Annotated in this window: 26 protein-coding genes and 1 tRNA gene; 17 read left to right on the top strand and 10 right to left on the bottom strand. The window is 65.1% G+C overall.

Going from position 1 to position 25,900, the window contains the following annotated elements; all coding sequences use genetic code 11:
- The first annotated feature begins 57 nt into the window (after window positions 1–57).
- Entirely contained in the window at window positions 58–450 is a 393-nt protein-coding gene (locus NWE53_RS20915; RefSeq protein ID WP_265051274.1) for a TIGR02300 family protein, read from the top strand.
- Between the two features lie 170 nt (window positions 451–620).
- A tRNA-Ala gene (locus NWE53_RS20920) sits at window positions 621–696 on the top strand.
- Between the two features lie 174 nt (window positions 697–870).
- Here the strand turns inward: NWE53_RS20920 and NWE53_RS20925 are convergent.
- From NWE53_RS20925 to aspT, 3 genes are all read right to left on the bottom strand, one after another.
- Window positions 871–1,191 (bottom strand): hypothetical protein, encoded by a 321-nt coding sequence (locus tag NWE53_RS20925; protein ID WP_265051275.1) that lies wholly within the window; start codon window positions 1,189–1,191, stop codon window positions 871–873.
- Between the two features lie 160 nt (window positions 1,192–1,351).
- Entirely contained in the window at window positions 1,352–1,909 is a 558-nt protein-coding gene (locus tag NWE53_RS20930) for a L,D-transpeptidase (protein ID WP_265051276.1), read from the bottom strand.
- A gap of 109 nt (window positions 1,910–2,018) precedes the next feature.
- Window positions 2,019–3,686: an aspartate-alanine antiporter gene (gene aspT, locus NWE53_RS20935; RefSeq protein WP_265051277.1), complete on the bottom strand. Its 1,668-nt coding sequence runs from the start codon at window positions 3,684–3,686 to the stop codon at window positions 2,019–2,021.
- A 248-nt stretch (window positions 3,687–3,934) separates the two neighbouring features.
- On the opposite strand from aspT, the gene NWE53_RS20940 reads away from it, so the two are divergent.
- The 7 genes from NWE53_RS20940 to NWE53_RS20970 all read left to right on the top strand — a co-directional run bounded on the left by NWE53_RS20940 (window position 3,935) and on the right by NWE53_RS20970 (window position 9,656).
- Window positions 3,935–5,107 carry an ABC transporter substrate-binding protein gene (locus tag NWE53_RS20940; protein ID WP_265051278.1) on the top strand — a complete coding sequence of 391 codons (1,173 nt, stop codon included), beginning with the start codon at window positions 3,935–3,937 and terminating at the stop codon, window positions 5,105–5,107.
- A gap of 118 nt (window positions 5,108–5,225) precedes the next feature.
- Window positions 5,226–6,152: a branched-chain amino acid ABC transporter permease gene (locus tag NWE53_RS20945; protein ID WP_265051279.1), complete on the top strand. Its 927-nt coding sequence runs from the start codon at window positions 5,226–5,228 to the stop codon at window positions 6,150–6,152.
- On the top strand, window positions 6,149–7,138 hold the full coding sequence (locus NWE53_RS20950; protein WP_265051280.1) for a branched-chain amino acid ABC transporter permease: 990 nt from the start codon (window positions 6,149–6,151) through the stop codon (window positions 7,136–7,138). Before NWE53_RS20945 ends, NWE53_RS20950 begins: the two co-directional genes overlap by 4 nt.
- On the top strand, window positions 7,131–7,880 hold the full coding sequence (locus tag NWE53_RS20955; RefSeq protein WP_265051281.1) for an ABC transporter ATP-binding protein: 750 nt from the start codon (window positions 7,131–7,133) through the stop codon (window positions 7,878–7,880). The genes NWE53_RS20950 and NWE53_RS20955 overlap by 8 nt, the downstream gene beginning before the upstream one ends.
- A gap of 2 nt (window positions 7,881–7,882) precedes the next feature.
- Window positions 7,883–8,581: an ABC transporter ATP-binding protein gene (locus NWE53_RS20960; protein WP_265051282.1), complete on the top strand. Its 699-nt coding sequence runs from the start codon at window positions 7,883–7,885 to the stop codon at window positions 8,579–8,581.
- Between the two features lie 199 nt (window positions 8,582–8,780).
- A complete protein-coding gene (locus tag NWE53_RS20965) occupies window positions 8,781–9,239 on the top strand; it encodes a cupin domain-containing protein (protein WP_265051283.1) in 459 nt (152 codons plus the stop codon).
- Window positions 9,240–9,407: 168 nt separating this feature from the next.
- Window positions 9,408–9,656 carry a PilZ domain-containing protein gene (locus tag NWE53_RS20970; RefSeq protein WP_265051284.1) on the top strand — a complete coding sequence of 83 codons (249 nt, stop codon included), beginning with the start codon at window positions 9,408–9,410 and terminating at the stop codon, window positions 9,654–9,656.
- A gap of 77 nt (window positions 9,657–9,733) precedes the next feature.
- On the opposite strand, the gene NWE53_RS20975 is transcribed toward NWE53_RS20970, so the two are convergent.
- A complete protein-coding gene (locus NWE53_RS20975) occupies window positions 9,734–10,981 on the bottom strand; it encodes a flavin-dependent oxidoreductase (protein ID WP_265051285.1) in 1,248 nt (415 codons plus the stop codon).
- A 156-nt stretch (window positions 10,982–11,137) separates the two neighbouring features.
- Here NWE53_RS20975 and NWE53_RS20980 point away from each other — a divergent pair, with 156 nt between their 5' ends.
- From NWE53_RS20980 to NWE53_RS21015, 8 genes are all read left to right on the top strand, one after another.
- Entirely contained in the window at window positions 11,138–12,067 is a 930-nt protein-coding gene (locus tag NWE53_RS20980; RefSeq protein ID WP_265051286.1) for a lipid kinase, read from the top strand.
- A gap of 90 nt (window positions 12,068–12,157) precedes the next feature.
- On the top strand, window positions 12,158–13,255 hold the full coding sequence (locus tag NWE53_RS20985; protein WP_265051287.1) for a LacI family DNA-binding transcriptional regulator: 1,098 nt from the start codon (window positions 12,158–12,160) through the stop codon (window positions 13,253–13,255).
- 51 nt (window positions 13,256–13,306) lie between these two features.
- The gene (locus NWE53_RS20990) at window positions 13,307–14,182 is read left to right on the top strand and encodes a carbohydrate ABC transporter permease (RefSeq protein ID WP_265051288.1); all 876 of its coding nucleotides are present in this window, start codon (window positions 13,307–13,309) and stop codon (window positions 14,180–14,182) included.
- Complete coding sequence (locus tag NWE53_RS20995) at window positions 14,172–15,005, top strand: carbohydrate ABC transporter permease (RefSeq protein ID WP_265051289.1); 834 nt, start codon at window positions 14,172–14,174, stop codon at window positions 15,003–15,005. The genes NWE53_RS20990 and NWE53_RS20995 overlap by 11 nt, the downstream gene beginning before the upstream one ends.
- 23 nt (window positions 15,006–15,028) lie before the next feature.
- Window positions 15,029–16,321 carry an ABC transporter substrate-binding protein gene (locus tag NWE53_RS21000; RefSeq protein WP_265051290.1) on the top strand — a complete coding sequence of 431 codons (1,293 nt, stop codon included), beginning with the start codon at window positions 15,029–15,031 and terminating at the stop codon, window positions 16,319–16,321.
- A gap of 75 nt (window positions 16,322–16,396) precedes the next feature.
- Window positions 16,397–17,836: an FAD-dependent oxidoreductase gene (locus NWE53_RS21005; protein ID WP_265051291.1), complete on the top strand. Its 1,440-nt coding sequence runs from the start codon at window positions 16,397–16,399 to the stop codon at window positions 17,834–17,836.
- Between the two features lies 1 nt (window position 17,837).
- Window positions 17,838–19,493 (top strand): FGGY-family carbohydrate kinase, encoded by a 1,656-nt coding sequence (locus NWE53_RS21010; RefSeq protein WP_265051292.1) that lies wholly within the window; start codon window positions 17,838–17,840, stop codon window positions 19,491–19,493.
- Complete coding sequence (locus NWE53_RS21015) at window positions 19,490–20,218, top strand: SDR family oxidoreductase (RefSeq protein WP_265051293.1); 729 nt, start codon at window positions 19,490–19,492, stop codon at window positions 20,216–20,218. The genes NWE53_RS21010 and NWE53_RS21015 overlap by 4 nt, the downstream gene beginning before the upstream one ends.
- Window positions 20,219–20,431: 213 nt before the next feature.
- Here the strand turns inward: NWE53_RS21015 and NWE53_RS21020 are convergent, their stop codons facing one another.
- The 6 genes from NWE53_RS21020 to NWE53_RS21045 all read right to left on the bottom strand — a co-directional run bounded on the left by NWE53_RS21020 (window position 20,432) and on the right by NWE53_RS21045 (window position 25,663).
- Window positions 20,432–21,244: a glycosyltransferase family 2 protein gene (locus NWE53_RS21020; RefSeq protein ID WP_265051294.1), complete on the bottom strand. Its 813-nt coding sequence runs from the start codon at window positions 21,242–21,244 to the stop codon at window positions 20,432–20,434.
- Between the two features lie 29 nt (window positions 21,245–21,273).
- Window positions 21,274–22,089, bottom strand: a complete 816-nt coding sequence (locus NWE53_RS21025) for a LuxR C-terminal-related transcriptional regulator (protein ID WP_265051295.1) — start codon at window positions 22,087–22,089, stop codon at window positions 21,274–21,276.
- A 217-nt stretch (window positions 22,090–22,306) separates the two neighbouring features.
- Window positions 22,307–23,173, bottom strand: a complete 867-nt coding sequence (locus NWE53_RS21030) for a LuxR C-terminal-related transcriptional regulator (RefSeq protein WP_265051296.1) — start codon at window positions 23,171–23,173, stop codon at window positions 22,307–22,309.
- Window positions 23,174–23,296: 123 nt separating this feature from the next.
- Window positions 23,297–23,956 carry a response regulator gene (locus NWE53_RS21035; protein ID WP_265051297.1) on the bottom strand — a complete coding sequence of 220 codons (660 nt, stop codon included), beginning with the start codon at window positions 23,954–23,956 and terminating at the stop codon, window positions 23,297–23,299.
- Window positions 23,953–25,104: a sensor histidine kinase gene (locus NWE53_RS21040; protein ID WP_265051298.1), complete on the bottom strand. Its 1,152-nt coding sequence runs from the start codon at window positions 25,102–25,104 to the stop codon at window positions 23,953–23,955. Before NWE53_RS21040 ends, NWE53_RS21035 begins: the two co-directional genes overlap by 4 nt.
- Window position 25,105: 1 nt before the next feature.
- Window positions 25,106–25,663: a methanogen output domain 1-containing protein gene (locus tag NWE53_RS21045; RefSeq protein ID WP_265051299.1), complete on the bottom strand. Its 558-nt coding sequence runs from the start codon at window positions 25,661–25,663 to the stop codon at window positions 25,106–25,108.
- Between the last annotated feature and the right edge of the window lie 237 nt (window positions 25,664–25,900).

The raw sequence follows: 25,900 nt of genomic DNA on the forward strand, positions 1-25,900 counted from the left end.
CCCCGACTAACGGACGCGCCTGCTTTTCAGATACTGATGGTTGAAGGGTCCGACGCAGTGGCGAAACCGGAACTCGGAACGAAGCGCGTTTGCCCGGTCACGGGGCGCAAGTTCTATGATTTGAATAAAGATCCCATTGTCTCGCCCTATACGGGGCAGGCATATCCGCGCACGATGTTCGAGCCGCAGGCCAAGGCGCCGGTCAAGCCGGAGCCTGAGGAGGAGGACGAGGCCGAGACCGCCGACAGCGCGGTCGAGCTCGTCTCGCTCGACGAAGCCGATGCCGAGACGTCCGAGAAGGAGGCCGTCGTCACGACCGAGGACGATATCGAGGTCGAGGACGATATAGGCACGGAGGATGACGACACCTTCCTCGAGGAGGATGAGGAAGGCGACGACGACGTCGCGGACCTGATCGACGGGGACATCGAGGGCGACGAGGACAACTGAGTCCGCCCTCGAAAAAAGATGACGGCAAAGCGACATTAGGCGCTTGTGTCTTCCGTCCGGGCCGCCTATAGACCGCTGCGTCGCTGGCAGGCGGCTCCGGACGGACCGCCCAAGCGGCGGAATGAAACACCGGATTTTGACGGTCGACCCCCAAACCGGCCGTCGCGCGTGGGGCCATAGCTCAGTTGGGAGAGCGCTTGAATGGCATTCAAGAGGTCGGCGGTTCGATTCCGCCTGGCTCCACCAAATCTCTCCATACTACGCTGGTACGGTTGACGTTCTCGGGCAGTTCGCTGCTACGCCGTCAATTTTCCAGATGGTTTGCGCGAACGGGTTCTGACCGAAACGCGCCGGGTCGCTTAGCCATCCGCCTTCATGATATTCGGCCGTTGCATGGCGATCTCTTCAGGCAGCGGCGTATCACTCCGAGACAGCGTTTTCATCCTTCAGTGATCGGATGAGATCTGCCGCCGCCGTCGGTGTGATCTGAGTGGTGCCGGTTGTCGCGAGCCTGCCGATCAACTGAGCGGCCCGTTCGATCGCGCAGTTCTCCGCAGCAGAAATTGCCTGCAGGAAGATGTCGTGAGCCTCGTCGCAATTGGCCATGACGACCCAAAGCTCGGACCCGTAAAGCTTGATCGAAAGGCGGTCGACGAGCTCCGTCGCGCGCGCGCTCGCAGTTGGCATGTTCGCGTTCCATAGGGAGCGCCGTAGATATGGATAAGGCACAGCCTGTTCCATTTCGGCGCAACCAAGTGATCCCCCTCCTCGGTTGATCAAAAGCTGTGCCGCGGAGTGATGTGCCAGTCTCGTCCGGATTATCTGTTCCCGAAGGCAGCGAGAACCGCTGCGAATCGGGCGGCCTGCGCGAGGGCAGGGGACGCGGAACCCTCGCTGTGTCTCATCGCAGCACGACCACTTTGGTGCCGGTCCGTACGCGGCCGTAGAGATCGATGACGTCGCGATTGGTCATGCGGATGCAGCCGGATGACACTGCGGCCCCGATCGTATCGGGCTCGTTCGAGCCATGGATGCGGTAGAGGCTCGATCCCAGATAGATCGCCCGCGCGCCCAGCGGGTTGTCGATGCCGCCGGCCATGTGGCGCGGCAGGTCCGGGCGGCGTTTCAGCATCTGCGCCGGCGGCCGCCAATCCGGCCATTCGCGTTTCATCGTGACGGTCTTCGTTCCCGACCAGCTGAAGCCCTGCCGTCCGACGCCGACGCCATAACGGAGCGCTTGCCCGCTTCCGAGCACGTAGTAGAGCCGCCGCTGGCTCGTCGAGATCACGATGGTGCCCGGCGCCTGCTTGCCGTTCCATGGCACGACCTGGCGCGGGATCGGCTGCTCGCTGAAGATATTGAGGAAATCCGCGAGGCCGCGGCTGATCGGGTTGTCGAAGGCGCGTGCGGGCGGAGCGAGAGCAAGAAGCCCGGCGACGAGAATGATGGCGCGTAGCATGATCGTCCCTACGACGCCCCCCGCCCGGATTTAGGGCGAAGTCGGAAGGGGAGGTCAAGTCAGGCACCGCGCATGAGTGATCGGGCGCGTTGGCTTGCCGGCTGGGTGTCTAGCCGATCATCCCGACCATGCCGACGACCACAGGCCCCATCAGAGGTAGCAGCACGTTCGAGATGGCATAGGTCACGGTATAGCCGATCACCGGCGTCGAATTGCCGGCGAGCGAGACCAGCGCGCTGATCGAGGGCGTGCTGCAATGCTGGCCGGCGATGGCGCCGAGCAGGATCGGCGCCTCGATCTTCAGGAGGTAGCGCCCGATATAGAGCGAGGCGAGGCCGGGCAGGGCCGAAACCAGGATCGACAGCACGGGCAGCACGAGCCCGTATTGCTTGAGCAGGGCGATGGCGTCGGGGCCGACCGAGAGGCCGACCGCGGCGATGAAGGTCGCCAATCCGAAATCCTTCATGAACTCGGCTGCCTGCGGCGGAATGCCGCCGAGCTGGGGCCGGTGCATGTGCAGCCATCCGAAGACGAGGCCCGAGACGAGTGCGCCGCCGCCGGTGCCGAGTGTCAGGTTGAGTGCCCCGACCTGAATCGCGACCTCGCCGAGCAGTAGGCCCGCGACCACGCCGAGGCCGAGCATGACGAAGTCCGTCGCCGATGTCGTCGGCAGCAGATGCCCGAGCTCGGGCGCCGCGCGGGTGATCGCTTCTTCCGAGCCATAGAGGGTGAGGATGTCGCCCTGTTCCAGCACCGTGCCCGGCAGGGCGGGGATGCCCTGGCCGAGGCGGCGGACATGCGAGATGAAGACGCCGCGCCGCTGCTCGTCGCTGGCCAGGCGGCGCAGGTCGCGAATCCGCAGCCCGCTGACCTCGCGGCGCACCAGCACGACCTGACGTTCGACCAGCGGAACGTTGTCTCCCGCCGGCATCGGCACTTCCGCGCCGAGGCGCTCGGCGATCGCGATGACCGAGCGCCGCCGGCCGATGACAAGGACGACATCCTCGGCTTCGAGCTGCATGTCCGGCGTCGCCTTGACGAAACCGGAGCCGCGCCCGACCTGCTCGATCGTGACGACGCCGTTGACGCTGTTCTCGAAGGCCCCGACGGTGCCGCCGGCGACAGGGCCGGCCCGGAAGGTGCGCGAGACGATCTCGGGCACGCCGTTTTCCTTGGCCCCGTCATCCTCGGCGCCGAGCTGCCGCGCCAGGGTGGCAGCCTCCTCCCGCAGGTTGATCCGCAGCAGCAGCGGGCCGATCTGGGTGGTGAAGACCACGATGGCGACGAGCCCGAAAAGATAGGTCACGCTATAGGCGGTCGCCATGTTGGCCTGCAGCCGGGCGATCTCCGCGGCCGGTAGGGGAAGGCGTCCGATCGCGTCCGAAGCCGTTCCCAGCACGGCCGACTCCGTTGCCGAGCCGGCGAAAAGGCCGGAAGCCGTGCCGGGATCGAGGCGGAACAGCAGCACGGCGACCGCGACCAGGGCCAGCACCGTCGCCACCTCGACGAATGACAGGATGCCGTAGCGCAGGCCGCCGCGGATATTGTTGAAGAACTGCGGCCCCGCCGTGAAACCGAGCGCGTAGATGAACAGCGCAAAGGCGACGTTCTTCAGGTCCGGGCTGAGGGTCACGCCGAGCTGTCCGATGGCGAGGGCCACGAACAGCGTCCCGCAGACGCCGCCGATCTGGACGGGGCCGATTCGGATCTTTCCGATCAGGTAGCCCAGCGTCAGGGAGAGGAAGAGGGCGACGACCGGTTGTTCAACGAATGACACGATGACACCCGCTCGAGACGGAAGGGTAGTCGAGATTATTCGCGGGCCGTGCAAAACTGCAAGAGCTCGCGCTGGGGTAGACGGACGTTCCAGCCTGGGAAGCGATGGGCACGGCCGCTCGAAATTTCCGCGTCATGGCCCTTGCAGATATTTTAAGCTTGAAACAATATGCTCCTGCGCGAGCCACAGAAGTTTGAGGGAACCCGGCCGCGCCTCCTTTTTCGCTCGTTCGTCCCGGGAGGGCATCGATGACGACTTTCAAATTCGGCCTCGCAATCGGCTGCGCTGCGCTGGCGCTTTCCATCGCTTCCGCACAGGCGCAGGAGCCGCTCAAGATCGGCGTGGTCAGCGTGCTGACCGGCCCGGCGGCATCGCTCGGCCAGCAGGTCCGCGACGGCTTCCAGCTCGCGGTCGACAAGAACGGCGGCAAGCTCGGCGGCGTGCCGGTCAAGATCACCGTGATCGATGACGAGCTGAAGCCCGACGTCGCGGTGGACCGGGTGCGGACCTATGTCGAGACCGAGAAGCCGGCCTTCGTCGTCGGCCCGGTCTTCTCGAACATCCTGGGCGCGATCGCCAAGCCCGTCCTCGATTCCGGCGCCTTCCTGATCAGCCCGAATGCCGGCCCCTCGACCATGGCGGGCAAGGCCTGCAACAAGAACTTCTTCGTCACCTCCTACCAGAACGACCAGGTGCACGAGGTCCTCGGCAAATACGCGCAGGACCAGAACTACAAGAAAGCCTACATCATCGCGCCGAACTATCAGGCCGGTAAGGACTCGCTCGCCGGCTTCAAGCGCTACTTCAAGGGCGAGATCGTCGACGAGGTCTATGCGCCGCTGAACGCGATGGATTTCTCGGCCGACCTCGCCAAGATCGCTTCCTCCAAGCCCGATGTCGTCTTCGCCTTCCTGCCCGGCGGGCCCGGCGTCAATTTCGTCAAGCAGTGGTCGCAGGCCGGCCTGCAGGGCAAGATCCCGTTCCTCTCCGCCTTCACGGTCGATGAATCGACCCTGCCGGCGCAGCAGGACGCGGCGGTCGGGCTCTATGGCGGCATGACCTGGGCGCCCAACATGGACAATGCGCAGACCAAGGCTTTCGTCCAGGCCTATGAAGCCGCCTACAAGATCGTGCCCGGTTCCTATGCGCAGCAGGCCTATGATGCGGCGATGCTGATCGATTCCGCGGTGAAGGCGGCCGGCGGCGCCGGCAACGCGGACAAGCTGCGCGAGGCCATCAAGAAGGCCGATTTCACCTCGCTGCGCGGCAAGTTCAAGTTCAACACCAATGGCTATCCCATTCAGGACTTCTACCTCGTCAAGGTCGCCAAGCGCGCCGACGGCAAGTTCCAGACCGAGATCGCCGAGAAGGTGTTCAGCGACTACGCCGATCCGCACGCCAAGGATTGCGCGCTGAAGTGACGCAAAGCGTCATCCTCGGGCGAAGCGCAGCTTCGACCCGGGGATCTCTTCGTCACGAGATGCTCGGGTCAAGCCCGAGCATGACGTCTTATGACCGGCCCTGACGTAGGACCGCGCAATGACAACGAGCCTCCTGATCGTCCAACTCCTGAACGGGCTCCAGTTCGGCATCCTGCTGTTCCTGGTCGCGGCTGGACTGACTCTGGTCTTCGGCGTGATGGACTTCATCAACCTCGCCCATGGCGTCCAGTACATGCTGGGCGCTTATCTCGCCGTAACCTTCGTCGGCCTGACCGGCTCCTTCATGCTCGGGCTCGTGCTCGCGCTCGCCGCCGCGCTGCTGCTCGGGCTGGCATTCGAGTTTCTGGTCTTCCGGCATCTCTATGAGCGCGACCATCTCGACCAGGTGCTGGCGACCTTCGGGCTCATCCTTCTCCTCAACCAGGCGGTGAAGATGATCTGGGGCGCGGCGCCGCTTTCGGTGCCGGTGCCCGAATTCCTCTCCGGGAATGTCCGGCTGCTCGATGGTATCCTCTACCCGACCTATCGCTTCGCGCTGATCGGGGCAGGGCTCGGCGTCGGCGCGCTGCTCTGGTTCGTCGTCGAGAAGACGCGCACCGGCATGCTGCTCCGGGCCGGCGCCTCGAATGCGCCGATGGTTTCCGCGCTTGGCGTCGACATCCGCAAGCTGTTCATGGTGGTCTTTGCCTTCGGAACCATGCTTGCGGGCTTCGCCGGGGCGATGGCGGCGCCGATCCTCTCCGTCGAGCCCGGCATGGGCGACACCGTGCTGATCCTGGCCTTCGTCGTCATCGTCGTCGGCGGCATCGGCTCGATCCGCGGCGCCTTCGTCGGGGCGCTGATCGTCGGCCTCGTCGATACGCTCGGCCGCTCTTCCATGAACGACCTGCTCCGCTTGTTCATGGCGCCGGCCTCGGCCCGCGCGACCGGGGCGGCGCTCTCCTCCATGCTGATCTATCTGGTGATGGCGGCGGTGTTGTTCGTGCGGCCCGAGGGCCTGCTTCCCGCCAAGGGCCGCTCATGAGCGCGGTGACGACCCCGTCGATGGCCGCGCGGCCGGCGGCGCCGACCGTGCGCTGGCTGGCGCCGCTCGCCATACTCGGCCTGCTGGCGTTGCTGCCTCTGGCCACTGCGCTCGGCCTGCCCTCGCATTGGCTGACGCTGGTGACGCGGGCGATGATCTTCGCGATCGCCGCGCTCTCGCTGGACCTCATTCTCGGCATCGGCGGCCTCGTCTCCTTCGGGCACGCCGCCTTCATCGGGATCGGCGCCTATGGCGCCGGCATCCTGATCACCGAGGGGCAGACGGAGCTGCTGGTCGCGCTGCCTGTGATCCTGATCGTCTGCGGCATCTTCGCGGCAGTGACGGGCTATGTCTCGCTGCGCACGCGCGGCGTCGCCTTCATCATGATCACACTCGCCTTCGGGCAGATGGCCTTCTATTTCGCCCAGGCGCTCTCAGGCTATGGCGGCGATGACGGGCTGACGCTCAACGAGAAGAGCACGCTGCTGGGGCGGGAGATCTTCGCCAACCGCACCGGCTTCTACTACATCGCGCTCGGCACGCTGGCGTTCTGCTACTGGCTGGCCCGGCGGCTGGTCGCTTCGCGCTTCGGCCGCGTGCTGCGGGCGGCGCGCGAGAATGCCGTGCGCGTCACGGTGACCGGCTACGATGTCGACCATGTCAGGCTCGGCGCCTATGTGATCAGCGGCATGATGGCCGGGGTCTCCGGCTTCCTGCTCGCCAACCAGACCGATTTCGTCAGCCCCGCCTTCATGTCCTGGCAGCGCTCGGGCGAGCTGATCTTCATGGTCGTGCTCGGCGGCGTCGGCTCGCTCTATGGCGCGATCGTCGGTGCGATAGCGCTCCTGGCCGTGGAGGATGTGCTCTCTGGGCTGACGCAGAACTGGAAGGCGATCTTCGGCCCGTTGATCGTGCTCTTCGTGCTGTTCACCCGCGGTGGCATCGCCGGCCTCATGGCCAAGCTTCGGGGGAGCCGCGATGGCTGAGCCGGCGCTCGCAATCAAGGGTCTCGCGAAGTCCTTCGGAGCGCTCAAGGTCACCAACGGGGTCGACCTTTCGATCGCGCCGGGCGAGCTGCACGCCCTGATCGGCCCAAACGGCGCCGGCAAGACGACGCTCGTCCATCAGATTTCCGGGACGCTGCGGCCCGATTCCGGCACGATCCTGTTCGGCGGCACGGATGTCACCCGCCTGCCGCCGCAGAAGCGGGCGCGAGCCGGTCTTGCCCGCACCTTCCAGATCACCTCGACCATCGCCTCGCTCTCGGCGCTGGAGAACGTCGCGCTCGGCGTGCAGGCCCGCAGCAGCCATCCGCTCTCGCTGTTCCGGGACGCTGCGCGTGATCAGGCGCTCAACGCGCCCGCCTGGGAAGCGCTCGAGGCGGTCGGCCTCGCCGGACGCGCCCATGCTCCGGCCGGAAGCCTCTCCCATGGCGAGAAGCGCGCGCTCGAGATTGCGATGGCGCTGACCCTGCAGCCGAAGCTCATCCTGCTCGACGAGCCTTTGGCCGGTGTCGGCCATGAGGAGGGCGAGCGCCTGATCGCCCTGTTGAAGAGCCTGAAGGGCCGCTTCGCCATGCTGCTGGTCGAGCATGACATGAGCGCCGTCTTCGCGCTGGCCGACCGCGTCACCGTGCTGGTCTATGGCGGCGTCATCGCCACGGGCGAGCCGGCGGCGGTCCGGGCCGATCCGGCCGTGCGGCAGGCCTATCTAGGCGAGGAGGGCTAGCGATGCTCAGCGTCGAAGGGCTCGATGCCGGCTATGGCGAGGCGCAAATCCTGTTCGGGGTCGATCTCACCGTGAGCGAAGGCGAGGTGGTGACACTGCTCGGCCGCAACGGCATGGGCAAGACCACGACGGTGCGCGCCATCATGGGGCTCTTGCCGGCGAAGGCAGGCCGCATCGCCTTCGGCGGCCGTGATCTCACCGGCGCCGCACCTTTCCGCATCGCGCAGGCCGGCATCGGCCTCGTGCCGGAGGGGCGGCAGATCTTCCCGACGCTTTCGGTCGAGGAGAATTTGATCGCGACCGCCGCGGACCGCTCCGGCAAGAAGCGCTGGGACCTCGAACGCATCTACGCCTTCTTCCCTCGCCTGCGCGAAAGGCGGGAGAATCGCGGCAACCAGCTCTCCGGCGGCGAGCAGCAGATGCTGGCGATCGGCCGGGCGCTGATGACCAATCCGCGATTGACCATCCTCGACGAGGCGACGGAGGGGCTCGCTCCCCTGATCCGCGAGGAGATCTGGAACTGCCTGACGGCGCTGAAGGCGGAGGGGGAATCGATCCTCGTCATCGACAAGAATGTCGACGCGCTCGTCAGGATCGCCGATCGCCATATTGTACTGGAGAAGGGCCGCGTCGTCTGGCGCGGCACCAGTGCGGAACTGCGCAGCGACGGCGCCGTCAAGGATCGCTTCCTGCACTTCTGAAGGCTAAGGACAATCGAGGTTTCGTTCCTTTGGATATCCCACCCGCGCCGTCATTCCGGCCAAGCGGCCACAGCCGCGCAGAGCCGGGATACATCGAAGGGCGACGGCGCTCGACGATGGATCCGGGATCTGCGCTTCGCTGTGTCCGGGATGACGATGTGCTCTACGATCAGCAAACGCCAACAGAGAGGAAATACTCATGAAACCGCTGACAGCCGGCGTGACCCGCGCCAATGAAGGCCTCGACGGGATTTCCTGGAGCATCCTCGGCCAGACCTATGTTCCCAAGACCCTGTCGGAAGATAGTTTCTCCTGGCATGCGACCCTGCCGCCCGGCACCTTCGTGCCGCCCCATATCCACACGACGCAGGACGAGTTCATCTACATGCTGGAGGGTCGGCTCGACCTCGTCCTTGACGGGCAGGAGAGCTTCGCCACCGCCGGGGACCTGATCCGCCTGCCGCGCAATGTCCCGCACGGCCTGTTCAACAAGAGCGATTCGACGGTGAAGTGCCTGTTCTGGGTCTCGCCGACGGCGCGGCTCTACGATCTGTTCTGGGGCCTCCATTCCCTGGCCGAGCAGAAGCCCGCCGATGTCGTCGCGCTTGCGGCCAGGCACGAGGTCGACTTCCTGCCGCCGCCGCCCGAAGGTGCCTGAGCGGGCGCGGATTGCGCCGGCGTCGCTTGACGGGCGCCGGCTCACACCTCCGCATTAAGGATAATCGATCGTTAAGCGTGAAAACCTGCCCTCGCTTTGTTTAATAGGGTCCACAACCTTGGGTCGTATTGTTCGGGAGCAGTTGTCATGGATATCGAACGTCGCCGCTTGCTGCGCCAGCGCACGCTGCTTGGCGGTGTCGTTGCCTTCAACGGCCGGCGCTCGACCCTGGATTGCACGATCCGCAACTTGTCCGATCACGGCGCGCTGATGATCCTGTCGGACGCGGTCGCGCTGCCGGAGGCGTTCGATATCGAGATCCCGTCGCGGCAGCGCCAGTATCCCGCGCGCCTGAAATGGCGAAACGGCAATCGGATCGGCATCGCTTTCGCCGACACGGCTGATGTCGTGCCGTGATGCGCCAGCTCAAAGCGTGCGAGACCGCCAATGCGCGGCTGAAAACACGCATTCGTCAACTGACCGAGGCGGGCTGATCAGCCCTTCCGCGCTGCGAGCTGCTCGGCCGAGAAACCTGCTTTGCCGGCATAGGACTTCACGATCTGCTCGCGTTTGGCATAGCCGAGCACGCGCTCGACATCGTCGAAGCCGTTCGGCGCCAGCGCTTCCACGGCGTCGATGACGCGCTCGGGACCGCCGACCCGGTTCATCGCGACCACCTCGGCCGTCGCCGGCAGTCGCTGAGACTCATAGGCCGCGAGCGCCTGGCGCGGATGTTCAGCCTTCGCCAGCCAGTCGGCAAGGCAGCGCGCATCGAGGATTGCCTGCGAGGCGCCGTTCGAGCCGACCGGATACATCGGATGGGCGGCGTCGCCGAGCAGCGTGACGCGGCCATGGGTCCAGCGCGGCAGCGGGTCGCGGTCGCACATCGGGTATTCCCAGAAGGTCGAGGTCGCCCGGATCAGCCCGAGGATATCGACATCGGGCACGCTGAAGCGGCGCGCGAAGGGCAGCACGTCCTCGAGGCGGCCGGGCTTCGACCAGGCTTCCTTAGGCGGCGGCCGTTCTGGATCGCCGTTCCGGATGTTGACCACCCAGTTGGTCAGGCGCGTCTGCGGCGTTGCCCCCTTGCCGATCGGATAGAGCACCAGCTTGCCGGCCATGCCGCCGGCGATGATCATACTCTCGCCGTCGAGGAACACCGGCCAGTCGCAGGCGCCGCGCCACATCTGGACTCCTTGCCAGCATGGCGAGCCCTGGTTCGGGAAATAGAAGGCCCGCACGGCCGAATGGATGCCGTCGGCGCCGATCAGGATATCGCCGCGCGCCGTCTCGCCGGCACCGCCGAAGCGAGCATCGTTGAAATGCGCGGTGACGCCGCCTTCGTCCTGCACGAAGCCGAGCAGCCGGCGGCCGGTGCGGATCGCATCCTCGCCGAGACGCTCAGCCGCCGCATCGCGGATGACGCGTTGGAGCCGGCCGCGATGGATCGAGAACTGCGGCACCGGCGCCCCAGCATGCAACCCGCGCGGCTCGCGCCAGACCGCCTGCCCGAAGCGGTTCATGTAGACGAGCTCGCGCGTGCGGATGCCGACCTCGTCGAGCGCCGGCAGCAAGCCGAGCTCGGCGAGTTCGCGGATCGCGTGTGGCAGCGTGTTGATTCCGACGCCGACTTCGCGAATCTCGCTGGCCTGCTCATAAACCGTGGCGGCTATCCCTCTGGCATGAAGCATCAGCGCCAGCGTCAATCCGCCGATGCCGCCACCAACGATGATAACCCGCATATGCCCGTTCCCCAGGGTCTAATATTTTAAGTTTGAAATATCTCCGTTTGCGTTGTCAATCGCCGAATGGCGGCCGCGCCGGAAAGCCCTCGCAGTTGAAATCGGCGGGCAGGTTCCCCACCTGCCTTGCCCGATGTTCAGTCACTGCAGGAGCCGATGACCCCGTCCACCCGCAAGCGCGCGCTGTTGCTGCGCAATCCCAAGGCCAGGCGCGGCCAGGAGTCGATCGATCCGATTCTCCAGCGGCTGGAAGCGGGTGGGCTCGACGTCGCCGTCGAGACCTTCGAGGCCTTGCCGGAGATCGCGCGCGACATCGTCCGCCTGCGCGACAGGGCCGATCTCGTCATCGTCTGCGGCGGCGACGGCTCGGTGTCCTCGGCGGCGCTGGCCGCCATGGAAAGCGGCCTGCCGCTCGGCATCATGCCGATGGGAACGGCGAACGATCTGGCGCGCACGCTGGACATCCCGATGGACCTTCCAGCCGCCGCCGATGTGATCGCGCGCGGCGCGACGCGCCTCGTCGATGTCGGCACGGTCAATGGCCATGCCTTCTTCAACGTTGCGAGTATCGGGCTGAGCAGCGAGCTCGCGCAAAGCCTCGATCCGGCGCTGAAGAAGCGTTTCGGCAGGCTTGGCTACGCGGTGGCGGCCATGAAGGTGCTGACCCGCGCCTCGCATTTCAGTGCGAAGATCACCGAGAAGGGGCGGACCACCGAGGTCGAGACCTACCAGATCGCGGTCGGCAACGGCCGTCATTATGGCGGCGGCAATGTGGTCGAGGAAACGGCTGAGATCGATGACGGGCATCTCGATCTCTACAGCCTGGAGATGAAGAACCTCTGGAAGCTCGCGCTGATGCTGCGCTCGTTTCGCTCCGGCACCCATGGCGCCTGGCAGGAGGTCCGCACCGCGCGCTGCGTCGAATTCGAGATCGAGACGAAGCGGCCGATGCCGGTGAACACCGATGGCGAGATCGTCACGGCGACGCCGGCGCATTTCAAGGTCCACCCGCAGGCGATCTCGATCTTTGCGCCGGTCGGCGGCGCACTGCCCGGAACGAACCGTCCTCCGCTGTATCACCGCTGATCGCGTCGAACCTTTCATGTTTGAGGATTGCATCCTCCGATCCGGCCTGTTAAACGTTTCACAGAAAAACGTTTAACAGGCGATCGCGGGATGGCTGCCAAGCGCATCACGATCAAGGAAGTCGCAGCGCGGGCGGGCGTCTCGATCGCGACGGTCTCGAACGTCTTCAGCGGCCGCAAACCGGTCAACGCCGACCTGCAGGAGCGGGTGAAGGCGGCTGCGCGCGAATTGTCCTACCAGGTCGACCGCGCCGCATCGCAGCTGCGTTCGGGCCAGGCCCGCGTGGTCGGCGTACTCGTTCCCGATCTCGACGACGTCTTCTTCACCTCTCTGGTCTCCCAGCTCGAGGTGATGGCGCAGAAGGATGGCTACGACATCATCGTCTCAAGCTCGCGCGACGATCTGGGGCTGGAGCAGTCGCGGCTGCGCGCCTTGCTGGCCTGGAGGCCATCGGGGCTGATCGCCGTGCCCTGCTCGGATGCTGTGCCCGAGATCCTGCTCGGAGAGATCGGCCGGCTGCCCATGGTCTTCGCCGACCGCGTCGCTCCCGAAGGGTCGGTCGTCGATACGGTGGCGATCGACAATCGCGAAGCGGGCGAGATCGCCGCCCGGCACCTGCTGGCCAAGGGGCATCGCGACATTGTCGTCGCCGCCTCCAGCATCGGCATCTCCCCGATCCGCGAGCGTGTCCGCGGTGCCTGCCAGCTGATCCGGGCGACGCTCGGCCGCGAGCCGACCGTCGTCGAACTCGGTTCCAATGCCGATCGCGGCGCCGGCATCTTCCTGCACTGGCTCGAACGGCACCCGCAGCCGAGCGCCGTCATCGCGCTGACCAACGTCACGACGCTGAGCACCTTGTCGGCCCTGGCGCGACTGCGGATCGACATACCCAATCCCGTCTCCGTCGTCGGCTTCGACGATTATCCCTGGATGAGCGCCCGGAAGACCGGCCTCACCGCGATCCGCCAGCCGATCGCGGAGATCGCCGAGGCCGCCTGGCAGCGCCTGCGGGGACGCATGTCGGGCGACCATGCCGCGCCCGAACACATCGTCCTGCAGACCAGCCTGCAGGCCCGCGACTCCGTCCGCGATCTCGTGCCTGGCAAGGCGGATGGCCGCGATGCCCCTGACCTCGAACCGCTGCTGAACCCGGAGATGCCAGCCGCTTCGCCCAAGGCCGTGCACTGACAGATCACCGGGCCGACAGAGCCCGGATCGAAAGAAGTCCTGGAGGAAAGAGTGCAGCTTCAAAGAACGGCACGGATACTGCCGCTGCTCGCGCCGGTACACCTGCTCATCTTGAGCGTAATCGTGCTGCCGTCGTTCTATGTGATGTGGCTCAGCCTGAACACGTCGAGCTTTGGCCAGGCGCCGAGCTTCGTCGGCTTGCAGAACTATTGGCGGGTTCTCTCCGACCCGGCCTTCCACAGCGCGCTGCTGAACACCGTCATTCTCGTCGTCGTGGCCGTCCATCTGGAGCTTGCCGTCGGGCTCGGCATGGCGCTGCTTTTCGCGAGCGGCCTGCCGTTCCGCCGGTTCCTGCTCGTTGCCGTGCTCGCCCCCTATGCCGTCAGCGAAGTCACGGCCGTGGTGATGTGGCGCTTCCTGTTCGATCCCGATGCCGGTCCGGTCACACTGGCCTTGCGGGCGCTCAGCCTGCCGACGCTCGACTGGTCGTTCGAGCCCTCGCACGCGATGATCCTGATCGGTCTCCTGACCGTGTGGCTGCACCTGCCCTTCACTTTCATCATCGTCTACGCGGCGCGGCTCGCCATCCCCGCCGAACTCTACGAGGCCGCCCGCATCGACGGTGCGACGCGCTGGCAGGCCTTCCGCCGCGTGACGCTGCCGCTGCTTGGCCCTGCCATGGTGATCGCGCTGCTCTTCCGTTACATCTTCGCCTTCCGGCTGTTCTCGGAAGCGTGGCTGCTGACCAAGGGCGGCCCGGCGCGCTCGACCGAGGTGGTCGCGATCTACCTCTATCAGGAAGCCTTCAGCTTCAACGCTTTCGGCCCGGCCGCCGCCACCGCCTGGATCATGGTGCTGGTGTCGCTCCTGCTCGCCGGCGCCTATGTCTTCCTGCTCAGGCGGGGAGGGCTCGCCCATGCGCACTGAGCGCCTTCTCATCGGGGCGGGCAAGGCATTCGCCGTCGTCGCGATCCTGTTCTGGTCGCTGTTCCCGATCCTCTTCATCGCGATGTCGTCGCTGAAGCCGGGGCAGGACATCTTCGCCGTGCCACCGAAATGGCTCTTCATGCCGACGCTGAAGCACTACACCGAGCTCTGGCGCTCCTGGGGCGTGTTCTTCGACGGCCTTCTGAACAGCCTCATGATCACGGTCGGCGCGACGCTGCTCGCCATCGTCGCCAGCGCCTGTGCCGGTTACGTCTATTCACGGAACTCCGGGCGCTGGCTCGGCGCGAGCCTGCTCGGGCTGATCATCGTCAGGCTGATCCCGCCGATCGTGGTGACGCTGCCGCTGTTCCCGATCGTCAACGCGCTCGGCCTCAGCGACACGCATCTCGTCCTGATCCTGCTCTACGCGACCTTCTTCGTCTCGCTCGGCACGGTGCTGATGCGCACCTTCATGGACCAGATCCCGCGCGAGCTCGACGAGGCCGCCTCCATCGATGGCGCCAGCCGCATGACCATCCTGCGCAAGGTCATCGCGCCGCTGGCGATGCCGGGCATGCTCGCCGTCGCGGTCTTCGTGATCGTCTTCTCCTGGAACGAGTTCCTCTTCGCCTTCATCTTCACCGCGACGCGGGCCAAGACAGCGCCGCTGGTGATCTCGGAGATGATCGGCTCCATCGACGGCGTCGATTGGGGGATCCTCTTCGCCGCCTCGACGGTGCAGCTCGTGCCCGTCCTGCTCTTCGTCGTCTTCATGAACCGCTACCTCGTGGCCGGCCTCACCGCCGGCTCAACGAAGGGGTAGCCAACCACGAGAGGGAGGAAGCCATGTCGAAGACATCCGCAACAGAGGTGACCCGCCGCAGCTTCATGGCCGGAGCGGCAGGCGCCGCCGCGCTCGCCGCAGGTCCAGCTTTCGCCGCGGGCAAGACGCTGAACGTGCTCAGCCACAAGGTCCACCAGACCGTGCTGGGCACCGGCGACGGCGACCTGATGGCGGGCTGGCGCAAGGCCAACGACGCCGAGATCGCCTTCACCACCTTCGACTCCAACCCGCTGCAGGACCGGCTCTTCCGCGAGGCCAGCCTGAAGGAAACCGAGTACGGCGTGGGCTATCTCATCGACAACCGGCCGACCTGGCAGATCGCCGCGCTGTTCGAGCCGCTCGAGGCCTATCAGAAGCAGGATGCGATCGAGGATTTCGGCGATATCGCGCCCGGCCTCGTGCAGGGCATGACGGTCGACGGCAAGCTGATCGGCATCCCCGTCCGCCACGCCACGCAGGGGCTGTTCTACAACGAGGCGCTGCTGGAGGAGGCCGGCATCACCGCGCCGCCGACGACGCTGGAAGAGCTGATCGAGCAGGCGAAGAAGACCACCTTCACCTCGAAGGCCGGCACGCCGGTCACCGGCATGGTGCTGGCAAGCGATCTCGCCGTCTTCCCGGTGATGTTCGCCCGCGCCTATGGCGGCGACTTCGTCAGCCCCGACCTCAAGCTGGTGCCGAACCGCGAGGCGCTGGAGAGCGGGCTCGCCGCGCTGCGCGCCATGTTCGAGGCCGGCAGCCTGCCGCGCAGCTACGCGACGACCAAGAACGACGACCAGGTCACCTGGCTGCAGCAAGGCCGTGCCGCCTTCACCGTCCTGCCCTTCGCGCGCGGTGCGCAGCTCAACAACCCCGACCAGAGCAAGTTTCCGGGCAGGATCAAGGCGGTCGAGTTCCCCGGCTCGGCCGCGATCAAGGGCAAGGTGCCGATGGCCTCCGTCGTCGAGGCCTGGGCGATGTCGATCCCGAAGAACGCCAAGGACAAGGCGCTCGCCTGGAGCTTCATCAAGGAGGTGTCGAGCAAGCGCGTGACATTGGGCATGGCCGTTAACGGCAACGGCCCGGTGCGTGTCTCGACCTATGCCGATGAAGGGCTGAAGGCGAAGAACCCGCTCGCTGCCGTCGAGGCGAAGGTGCTGGCGACGGCCCGTGGTGCTTTCCCGCCCTTCCCGGAGGCCGCCCGCGCCCAGGCGACCTTCCTAGAGGAGGTTCAGCTCGCCGTGCTCGGCCGCAAGCCCGTCAAGGACGCCGTCTCCGCCATCATCGAGCGCGTCAAGCCGATGATGCCCGCCTGATCACGCCACAAGGCTGCGGGGCGGGCAGCTCCGCAGCCGACCTGCTGAATTCGTTCCACCTGAAGGACCTCTGCCATGTCGACCGCATCGACCCGCTTCATCGAGGAGCCGGCACGCTCCATTCCCGTCTCGGCCGAGTACGACGTGCTCGTCGTCGGCGGCGGGCCGTCCGGCATCACCGCGGCACTGGCCGCGGTCGAGGATGGCCTGCGCGTCGGGCTCATCGAAAGCCGCAGCTTCGTCGGCGGCAACATGACGATCGGCCTGCCGGTGCTCGGCTTCCTCGGCCAGAAGGGCAACCAGATCATCGACGGCCTGCCGCAGAAATTCATCGAGCGCCTCCGCAAGGAGCGCGACGGGGCGAGCGAGCACCGGCCCTGTCCGCTGCATATGGGCATCACACTGGTCGAGCCGGAGGCGGTGAAGACCGTGGCGCTGGAGATGCTGACGGAAGCAGGCGTCGACGTGCTGTTCTACACGTTCTTTGCCGGCGCACTGGTCGAGAACGATACCATCCGCGGCGTCATCACCGAGAGTAAGAGCGGCCGCACCGCCATCCTCGCCAAGGTCGTGATCGACTGCAGCGGCGATGCCGATGTCGCCTACAGCGCCGGCGTGCCGACCGAGAAGGGCAATGCCGAGGGCGGCATGCAGCCGCCGACGCTGATGTTCTGTCTTGCCGGCGTCGATACCGACGCGCTGCGGATGAGCATAGCCAACGCCCCGCCCGAGGCGCGCACCTACCTGACCGACTTCATTCCGGCGGAGTATTTCGGCCAGAACCGGCAGTTCATCGTCGTCGGCATGCGCGAGCTCATGGCCAAGGCCAAGGCCGAACGCGGGCTGAAGATCGCCAACGAGCGCACCATCATCATCACCGGCCTGAAGAAGGGCGAGGTCTGGATCAACATGACCCGCGTCAAGGGCACTGATGGCACCGATGCCCGCAGCCTGACCAGGGGCGAGATCGAGGGCCGCGCCCAGATCGATGACATCGTCGCCTATCTCGTCGGCTACGTGCCGGGCTTCGAGAAGGCCTATTTCACCAAGACCGCGCCCTTCCTCGGCATCCGCGAGACGCGCCGCATCGTCGGGCAATATGTGATGACGCAGGAGGATGTGCTGGCCTGCAAGCATTTCGACGACGCGATTGCGGTGGCGAGCTATCCGATCGACATCCATCGCCCCTCCGACGATGGCTGCACGCTGATCTGGTGCGGCGACTGCTATGACATCCCCTATCGCTCGCTGGTCCCGCAGAAGATCGGCAACCTGCTGGTCGCCGGCCGCAGCATCTCGGCGACGCATGAGGCGATGGGCGCGATCCGCGTGATGGCGACCTGCATGGCGATGGGCGAGGCGGCCGGGCGTGCCGCCAAGATCTCAGTGCGCGGCAACCGCCCGCCTGCCGAGATCGACATCGACGAACTGCGCCGGCAGCAACTGGAGAGTGGCGTCTATCTGCGCAACCCGGACGGCACGCGAGCCGGACCGCCGAACCGCGCCGCGGCCTGAGATGACCGGGCACTTCATCGGCATCGATGTCGGCACCGGCAGCGCACGCGCCGGCATCTTCGACCGGCGCGGCCGGATGGTCGCGACGGGCAAGCGCGACATCGCGCTCCATCGGGACGGGGCAGATATCGCGGAGCAGTCGAGCGAGGATATCTGGGGCGCCGTCTGCGCAAGCGTGCGCGAGGCCATGGCCACGGCCGGGCTCACGCCCGAAGCGATTGCCGGCATCGGCTTCGATGCGACCTGCTCGCTGGTGGTGCTCGGGCCGGGCGGAGCCTCGCTCGCGGTCGGTCCGCATGGTGATGCCAGCCGCGACATCATCGTCTGGATGGACCATCGCGCACTCGACCAGGCCGAACGCATCAACGCGACGCGCCATCCCGTGCTCGCCTATGTCGGCGGCACGATCTCGCCCGAGATGGAGACGCCGAAGCTGCTCTGGCTCAAGGAGAATCTGCCGGCGACATACGCTACGGCTTGGCAGTTCTTCGATCTCGCCGACTATTTGACCTGGCGCGCGACTGGTTCGCTGGCGCGCTCGACCTGCACCGTGACCTGCAAATGGACGTATCTCGCCCATGAGCGACGCTGGGATGCCGGCTATTTCCGTCAGATAGGGCTCGGCGATCTGGCAGATGACAGCTTTTCCCGTATCGGGACCGAGATCGTTCCGGGCGGCACCTCGCTCGGGAACGGACTCGCCGGGCAGGCGGCTGCCGAACTCGGGCTGAATCCCGGAACCGCTGTTGTTGCCGGGCTGATCGATGCCCATGCCGGCGGCGTCGGTTCGGTCGGCGTTCGCTCGCCCCATGGCACAGCCCTGACCCGCATGGCCTATGTCTTCGGCACCTCGGCCTGCACCATGGCGAGCAGCCGCGAGCCGATCTTCATCCCCGGAATCTGGGGTCCCTATTTTTCCGCTATGGCGCCGGGCCTCTGGCTCAGCGAGGGCGGCCAGTCCGGTGCCGGCGCCGCGATCGAGCAGCTGATCGGTTTCCACCCGGCGGCGCCGGAAGCGCAGCGCCGGGCTATGGCTGAAAACCTCTCGCTGCCGGATTGGCTTGCCGCGCAGGCGGTGCTGCGGGCCGGCGAGGCTTCGGAAGCCGTGCATCTCGCACAGGGGCGCGTCGTGGTGCCGGATTTCCTCGGCAACCGCTCGCCTCATGCCGATCCGCAGGCGCGCGCCGTGATCGCGGGCCTCGGCATGGAACGCGATCTCGACGATCTCGTCGCGCTCTATGTCGCCGGCCTGACCGGCATCGGCTACGGGCTGCGGCAGATCGTCGAGGCCAGCCGCGCCAAGGGCGCCGTGATCGAGGCGATCGTGCTCAGCGGCGGCGCCGGGCGCCATCCGCTCGTCCGGCAGCTTCTCGCCGATTGCGCCGGGTTGCCGGTGCTCGTGCCGGATGGCGTTGATCCCGTCCTGCTCGGCTCTGCCATGCTGGGCGCGACGGCGGCCGGCGCATTCCCCGATCTTGCGCAGGCGATGGTCGAGATGGCGCCGGAGGCCGGAGTCTTCACACCGGCCGGCGATGAGACCGCCCGGCTGCACGACCGCCGCTTCGCGGCATTCGAAACACTGCAGGCCGCCGCGCTCGAGGCACGCGAACTCATGCGCGATAGCCGGGATCAATGCGGATCGGAGACGTCGACGTGACTCAGGAACTGACCGGGAAAGTTGCAGCGATCACCGGAGCCGCCTCGGGGATCGGGCTCGCCTGTGCGAAACGCCTGATCGCCGCCGGCGCCCGCGTCGTCCTCGTCGACCGCGACCGCGAGACTCTCGCAAAGGTCTGCCAACCTCTCGGGCCGGGAGCGATCCCGCTGGTCGTCGACCTGACCGATGCAGCCTCCGTCGCCGGCATGATGCCTGATATCCTCGACAGGGCGGGGCAGCTCGACATCTTTCATGCCAATGCCGGTTCCTATGTCGGTGGGCCGGTCAGCGAGGGCGATCCCGACGCCTGGGACCGCATGCTGAACCTCAACGTCAACGCGGTCTTCCGCAGCATCCATGCCGTGCTGCCGCATATGATCGCGCGCAAGACCGGAGACATCCTCGTCACCAGCTCGGTGGCCGGCGTCGTGCCGGTGGTCTGGGAGCCGGTCTATACGGCCTCGAAGCACGCAGTGCAGGCCTTTGTCCACACGCTCCGCCGGCAGGTGATACCGCACGGGCTGCGCGTCGGGGCGGTCCTGCCCGGCCCTGTCGTGACGGCCCTGATTGCCGACTGGCCGCAGGAGAAGCTCGAGGCCGAGCGCGCTCGTGGCGGCCTGATCGAGGCAGAGGAGGTGGCCGAGGCCGTGCATTTTATGCTGACCCGCCTGCGCAACGTCACGATCCGTGACCTCGTGATTCTGCCCCAGAGCACGGACCTGTGAGAAACGCCCTGCTTCGGCACTGCCGGGGGTGAAGAAACGGCCGGAGCGCCGGAGGAACGAGGGGGCGAACCGGAAATGGCGCGCTTTTCCCGGCGAAACAGCCGCCTGTCTGATTAAGGCGTGGAGAGGATACGGGGTGGCGTTTACCAGCGACACTCTGGGAATTGGGCCGGACGCCATGGCGCCCGGCCGCTCCGCCAAACCCCAAGAACTTCAAAAATGCGGCTTCGGCTGAAGTTTTAGCGTCGTTCTGGTCGAATCGGCCATCTTCGCCAGCAGCCAGTCGGGGTTGCCGAGGTTGAAATAGCCCTTCAGGAGACAGCGCCAGAACACGCGCTGCGCGTTCGACGATGGTCCGTGCTCAGCAAGGATTCTCGCCCATTCGGCGGCTGTGCGGCTTCCGTGGATCGCACTGTTGTTCATCCCCGTCCGCCGAAAGCAGGCCAGCGTCTGGTCGATCCGGCCATAGGGGGCCTTGGTTAGGGCCCGGCAGAACATCTCGTAATCGCCCGAGTCCTTGTAGGTGATGTTGAAACCACCGAGTTCCTCGAAGAAACTCCGCGAGAAATAGGTCCCCATATGCATGATGGGGTTCCAGCCGAGGCTGACCAGCATCGCCGGGGTCATCCAGTTCGGAGGAGCTGCAAGGCGGCCCAGGCTGTGCCCCTTCGAGTCCGTCCATTTGATGCCACCGACGACCCAGCGCCGGCCGCTCTTCCGATAGGCCTGGACCACCGCGGAGGATGCGCCATCGAGCATCACGTCATCGGCTCCAAGGAAGCCCAGCAGCTCGCCCGAAGAGTCGAACGAGCCTTTGTTGATGGCGTCGAATATCCCGCTGTCCTTGCCTTGGAGCACCCGCAGCCCGTAGCTGCGGGCGAGCTCGACAGTGCCGTCGGTGCTGCCGCCGTCGACGATCACATGCTCGATCTCAATGTCTTTCGTCGTGTTTCTGCGCGCCGACTCGATACATTCTTTCAGATACTCGACCGCATTGAGCGTCGGAGTCACGATAGTCACGATCATGGAGCGGCTCCCCGTTTACGCTGACCGGGTCACGAGAGCTGAGGCGAAAGCATCGCTTCCGGCCTCGTTGCGATCATCGGGAGCGTCTCGTCGCCGCCGATGTCGTGCTCGTCCAGGACCGGGATCTGCGAGGCCGCGTTCTGCATTGCCCACATGGCTGCCTGGGTCCGGTTTCGGACACGCACCTTTCGCAAGATCGCCTTCACATGCACCTTCACGGTCGCCTCGGCGATCTGCAGCTTGCGCGCGATGACCTTGTTGGATTCGCCCAGCATGAGCCCTTCCAGGATGCTCACCTCCCGGCCGGAAAGGCCCGAGAACGGAGACCCGTCGGCCCTGCGCTGCACGCCTTGGAGAAGGCGCTGCGGTTCGACCGCCACTTCGGAAAGCTGTGACAGGAGTTCGGGCGGGAAGACGGCACCGTTCGCGATGACGACCTCCAGCGACATGATGAGATCCTGCGCGGATACGGATTCGACGAGATAGCCGACGGCGCCGAGCTGTACGGCGCGCCGCATCAACTCGCGATTGTCGCGGAGGGCGAGGGCCACGATCTTGGCGTTTTTGAACTGCCTTTTGATGTCACCGAGGATCGAACAGGACATGTCGTCGATGACGACGATGAAGAGGTCGGGGGATCTCTGGCCGTTTTCGTACTTCTGAAGATCGAGACTTGCGGATCTCTGGCTCACATGGAACCGCGCGCCGCTCAGCAGTTGTGTAATTCCTTCTCTGAGCAGAGCGTTGTCACTTAGAACGGCGGTCTCGATAAGTTCAGGCATCGTACTCTCCATCCACTCGACACGAAACGAGAGCGAACTACGGAAAAAAGCCTTGATCGTCATTTGCGCACGTAACTGACTCGGTTTCAGAATTAGTCAGATAACCGAGAACATCGCATGTGCTACCCATTTAGAGACCGAAGACCGCCAACCATCGCTTTCATGACCCTAGGTCATCATTAATAATTAGTTCACTCGGACGTGTTCGTCCTGTCAGGAGAATACGATCCTCGTAAGGGTAAACCTTACAAAGAAATTTCAGATTAAATGCGTTGGGAAATCACCCGCGCGGGCCGGCCTTGTTGTGCCTGGCCCCGTCCCGGTCTTCCGGGCCGTTTTGGAACGTCCGCAGCAGATCGCGAGCGAGAACTGCAGCTTCCGTTCGGTTGCGGACGTTGAGAACGCGCATCAACGCCGAAACATGGATTTTGGTCGTTGGCTCCGCGATATGGAGCGCCTGAGCGATCTCGCGGTTCGAAAGTCCGTCCGCCAACAGCATCAGAACGTCCCGCTGGCGCCGCGTCAAGCCGAACGGACCCTGTTGCTGGCTCGATCGGCGCTGCTGAACGTCTCGTGCCGGTTGGCCTTCCGCAGCGGAGCTGAACGGCGTGAGCTCTCGCGGCACCGACAGACGCCCGGCCAGAACGTCCTCGATCGATTGAACGATCTCGTCGTCGCGCTGCAGCTTCGAAATGAAGCCTTGGAAACCTTCGGCGATGAAATGGAGAACCTGGTCGAAGGTGCAGTCCGTCGCGATGATGACGTAGCGCGTAGTTATGGAAGCGCGCTTGAAGTCCCAGATGACACCCGGATCGGTAGAGCCTGTCAGGTTGAGGCTGACGAGCGCAAGATCGATAGGCTGTTCCTCCATCAGGCTGCGCATCAAGCCGGCGCGATCGGCAACCTCCAGAAACTCAGCCTCCGGCAACGCGGCTTGCAGAATGACGCGCAAACCGGTCCGATAAAGCGCGTGTTCGTCGGCAACGAGAATCCTGACCATTGGTGCGTTCAGCCGATCCAGGCGCCCTCTTTCGATCGAGAGGCGCGGCCTTCTTTGGCGCCGCTTTGCTCGGTCCCGGACGGCGGTTCCGTCTGGACCGAAACTCCCAATTCCCCATGCATCGTCGTAGCGGGAACGGGCCGCCAAGTCGCCCCGCCCTTCCGGGCAGGGGGCGCATTGCGCTTGGCGTTTTATTTCCGCCGACGCCAAGCTGGTTACTCCCAGAGCCGGCGCACTAGCTCAGACTGAGGATGGCTCGGTCGATTGCCTCTAGATATCGAGGATCCAGCCATGGGTGGCGCCGTATCTGATGATGTCGAGACGTGAGTGCAGCAGGAGCTTCTTGCAGGCTCTGTATCGATAGGTCTCGACCGATTTGACGCCCAGCCCGATACGGCGGGCGATCTCCTTGTTGGAATGCCCGACGGCTGCAAGACGCAGGACCTGCAACTCGCGATTGGTGAGGCTGCCATTGGGGGTCTCCAATTCGGAGCCGGGCTTCTGCGCAAGCTTGCGAATCCATTCGGAGCGGAACTCCTCGAGCTCGGAATCGATGTAGACGCCACCGCTCTGGACCGTCTTGATAGCCTGCGCGATCTTGTCGCTGGGCGATGACTTGAGGACGTAGCCGCGGATGCCCGTCCTCAGCGCCTTCTGCACGTAGCTCGGTTCCTCAAAGTGGGTCAGCATGACGATCCGCGTATGAGGCGCCTTTTCGAGAATGCGCTCTGCCAATGCGACGCCGTTCATGCCGGGCAACCCCATGTCCAGGACGACGATGTTGGGATTTTGCTCTCGAACGAGCGTAAGCGCCTGCGAGGCGACAGTGGCCTGCCCGACCAGTTCAAGCCCGGGGAGGCTGCGCACCAACGCCGCAAGCCCGGTCAGGATAACCGGGTGATCATCGACCAGAATGATCCGTTCCGTCATGACGGCGCACTCCGCTGCTCGCGGTTCAGCGATGCGAGGGCGGTGACGGTTGTCCCTTGTCCGGGGAGCGATTCGATCTGCAACACACCCCCTATGCTGCGCATCCGCTGCTGCATTCCCAGCAAACCGATGCCGGTGTCATAAAGTTCCCCCCGCTGTTGCAGTTCCGGAGCGTAGCCGGCGCCGTTATCCGTTATCGTCAGCGAAACGGAAGTCGCGCTGCCTCCCAGGACAACGTCGATCCTTCGCGCGCCGCGCGCATGCTTCAGCACGTTCGTAAACGCCTCCTGGGCTACGCGATAAAGCGCGCTTTCAACGGGCGCGGGCAGGAATTTGGGCACCGCTCCCTTCGTGGTGAAGGAGAAGTCCAGCGCCCCGTCCGTCGCACAGGAAACGAGGGTGACTTCGAGCGCCCGGCTCAGGCCGAGCTCTTCGACGATCCGGGGTCTTGCGCCCACGACGGCGCGATGAATGCGGCGGCCGACCTCGGCGACGTGCATGGTGATGCCATCGAGATGCGCTCGCGCTGAACCGTGCGCGGAATCGCGCAGTTTCCTCAACCCTGCGAGAACGGCGACCATCTCGTGTCCGACATGGTCGTGCAGATCTTGTGCGATGCGCTCGCGCTCGTCGGTGCGGATATGTTTGATCTCTTGCTGAAGTTCGCGCTTTTGCGCCTCCACGACGCGCAGTGCCTCGGTGACGAAAAAGTACTGCTCGACCAGACGCAGGCGGTCCTTGCGCAGCTCCCCCAATTGGTCGAGCACCACAGCCAGGCGCCGCTCTCCCGTCTCGTTCCTCATCCGCTGCGCTTGGGCCGATAGTCGGGGGTCGAGCACGGGTGAGAGACGCAACAGGAGGGTGGAAGGACGACCGCGTCGCCGGGTGGTGATGGCGCTGCCGAAGCAGCGATAGTTGACGATCCCCCCCGGCCCGGTGAGGCTGACTTTTTCCATCACCGGTTGGCGAGAGCCCGAGCAGCGAACGAGATATCTTCGCAGCATTTCGGCCGGGTCGGCGCAAATGTCGAACAGCGAGAATGTCGAGGTTGCGAGAGGGAAGATCGAGCGTGCCGCGCGATTGAGTGCACGGATGCGGCCGTCGCTCAAGGCGATCATCGATGGGTCGAAACAGGCGTGGATGTCCAAATCAGTCTGCATCGGCAGTTGCGTCGTCGCGAAGGTATTCCGTGGTGTCCAGCCGCAGCCCTTTTCGGTTGAGATGGATGACCACCCGGCATCCGGCCGCCCCGGTCGCAATCGTCTGTTCGAGGTCGACCGCCGCGGAGCCGACTGTGTTCGCGGCCATGCGACCGAAGATGTTCGACGTCAGCATGCAGAGCGACGGATGGTTGCGAACCGCATCCCCCAGAGGGCAGGCCCCGTTGCCCAGAACGATGCGATCTTCGTTCTCCTCCATGATAAAGAACGCCCCACCGGCGCGATTGGCCAGATCGACCAAAACGAGCGGAAGTTGCTCGGGACTGAGGCGGTGTCTTCCCAGCGTCGTCCTGTATTGCTTCTCGATCTCGGCTCCCAACTCGGTCGCGATACTGCCGATGAAGATCGACGCATCGTCCAGGCCGGCGGTTTTTTCGAGCAGATCCGCCATGCCGGCGACCAGCGCGTCGAAAAGACGATGATTGTCGTAGGCGATATCAAGCGAGCTTATGGTCTTTGATGACGCTTCGGCAGTAGACGTATTCACTCCAGCGCCCCTCCTGCGCAGATTGGTGGGTGGAGACGAGCGTACAGGTGGTGGAATTTGCAATGACGATCCGCCGCCTTCGGGGTTCGAAGGCGCGAGGACGCCGAACTCTGATCGTGCCTGACCCAAGATAGACCCGCCCTTCTGTAGGGCCGCATCTAGATGCTACCATAATATTCGGCCTGTGTCCGGTGTATTTTTACGTCTTTTTTATAGAGAAATAGAGCGAATGGACAA

The organism is Bosea sp. NBC_00550, from assembly GCF_026020075.1.
GTDB lineage: Bacteria > Pseudomonadota > Alphaproteobacteria > Rhizobiales > Beijerinckiaceae > Allobosea.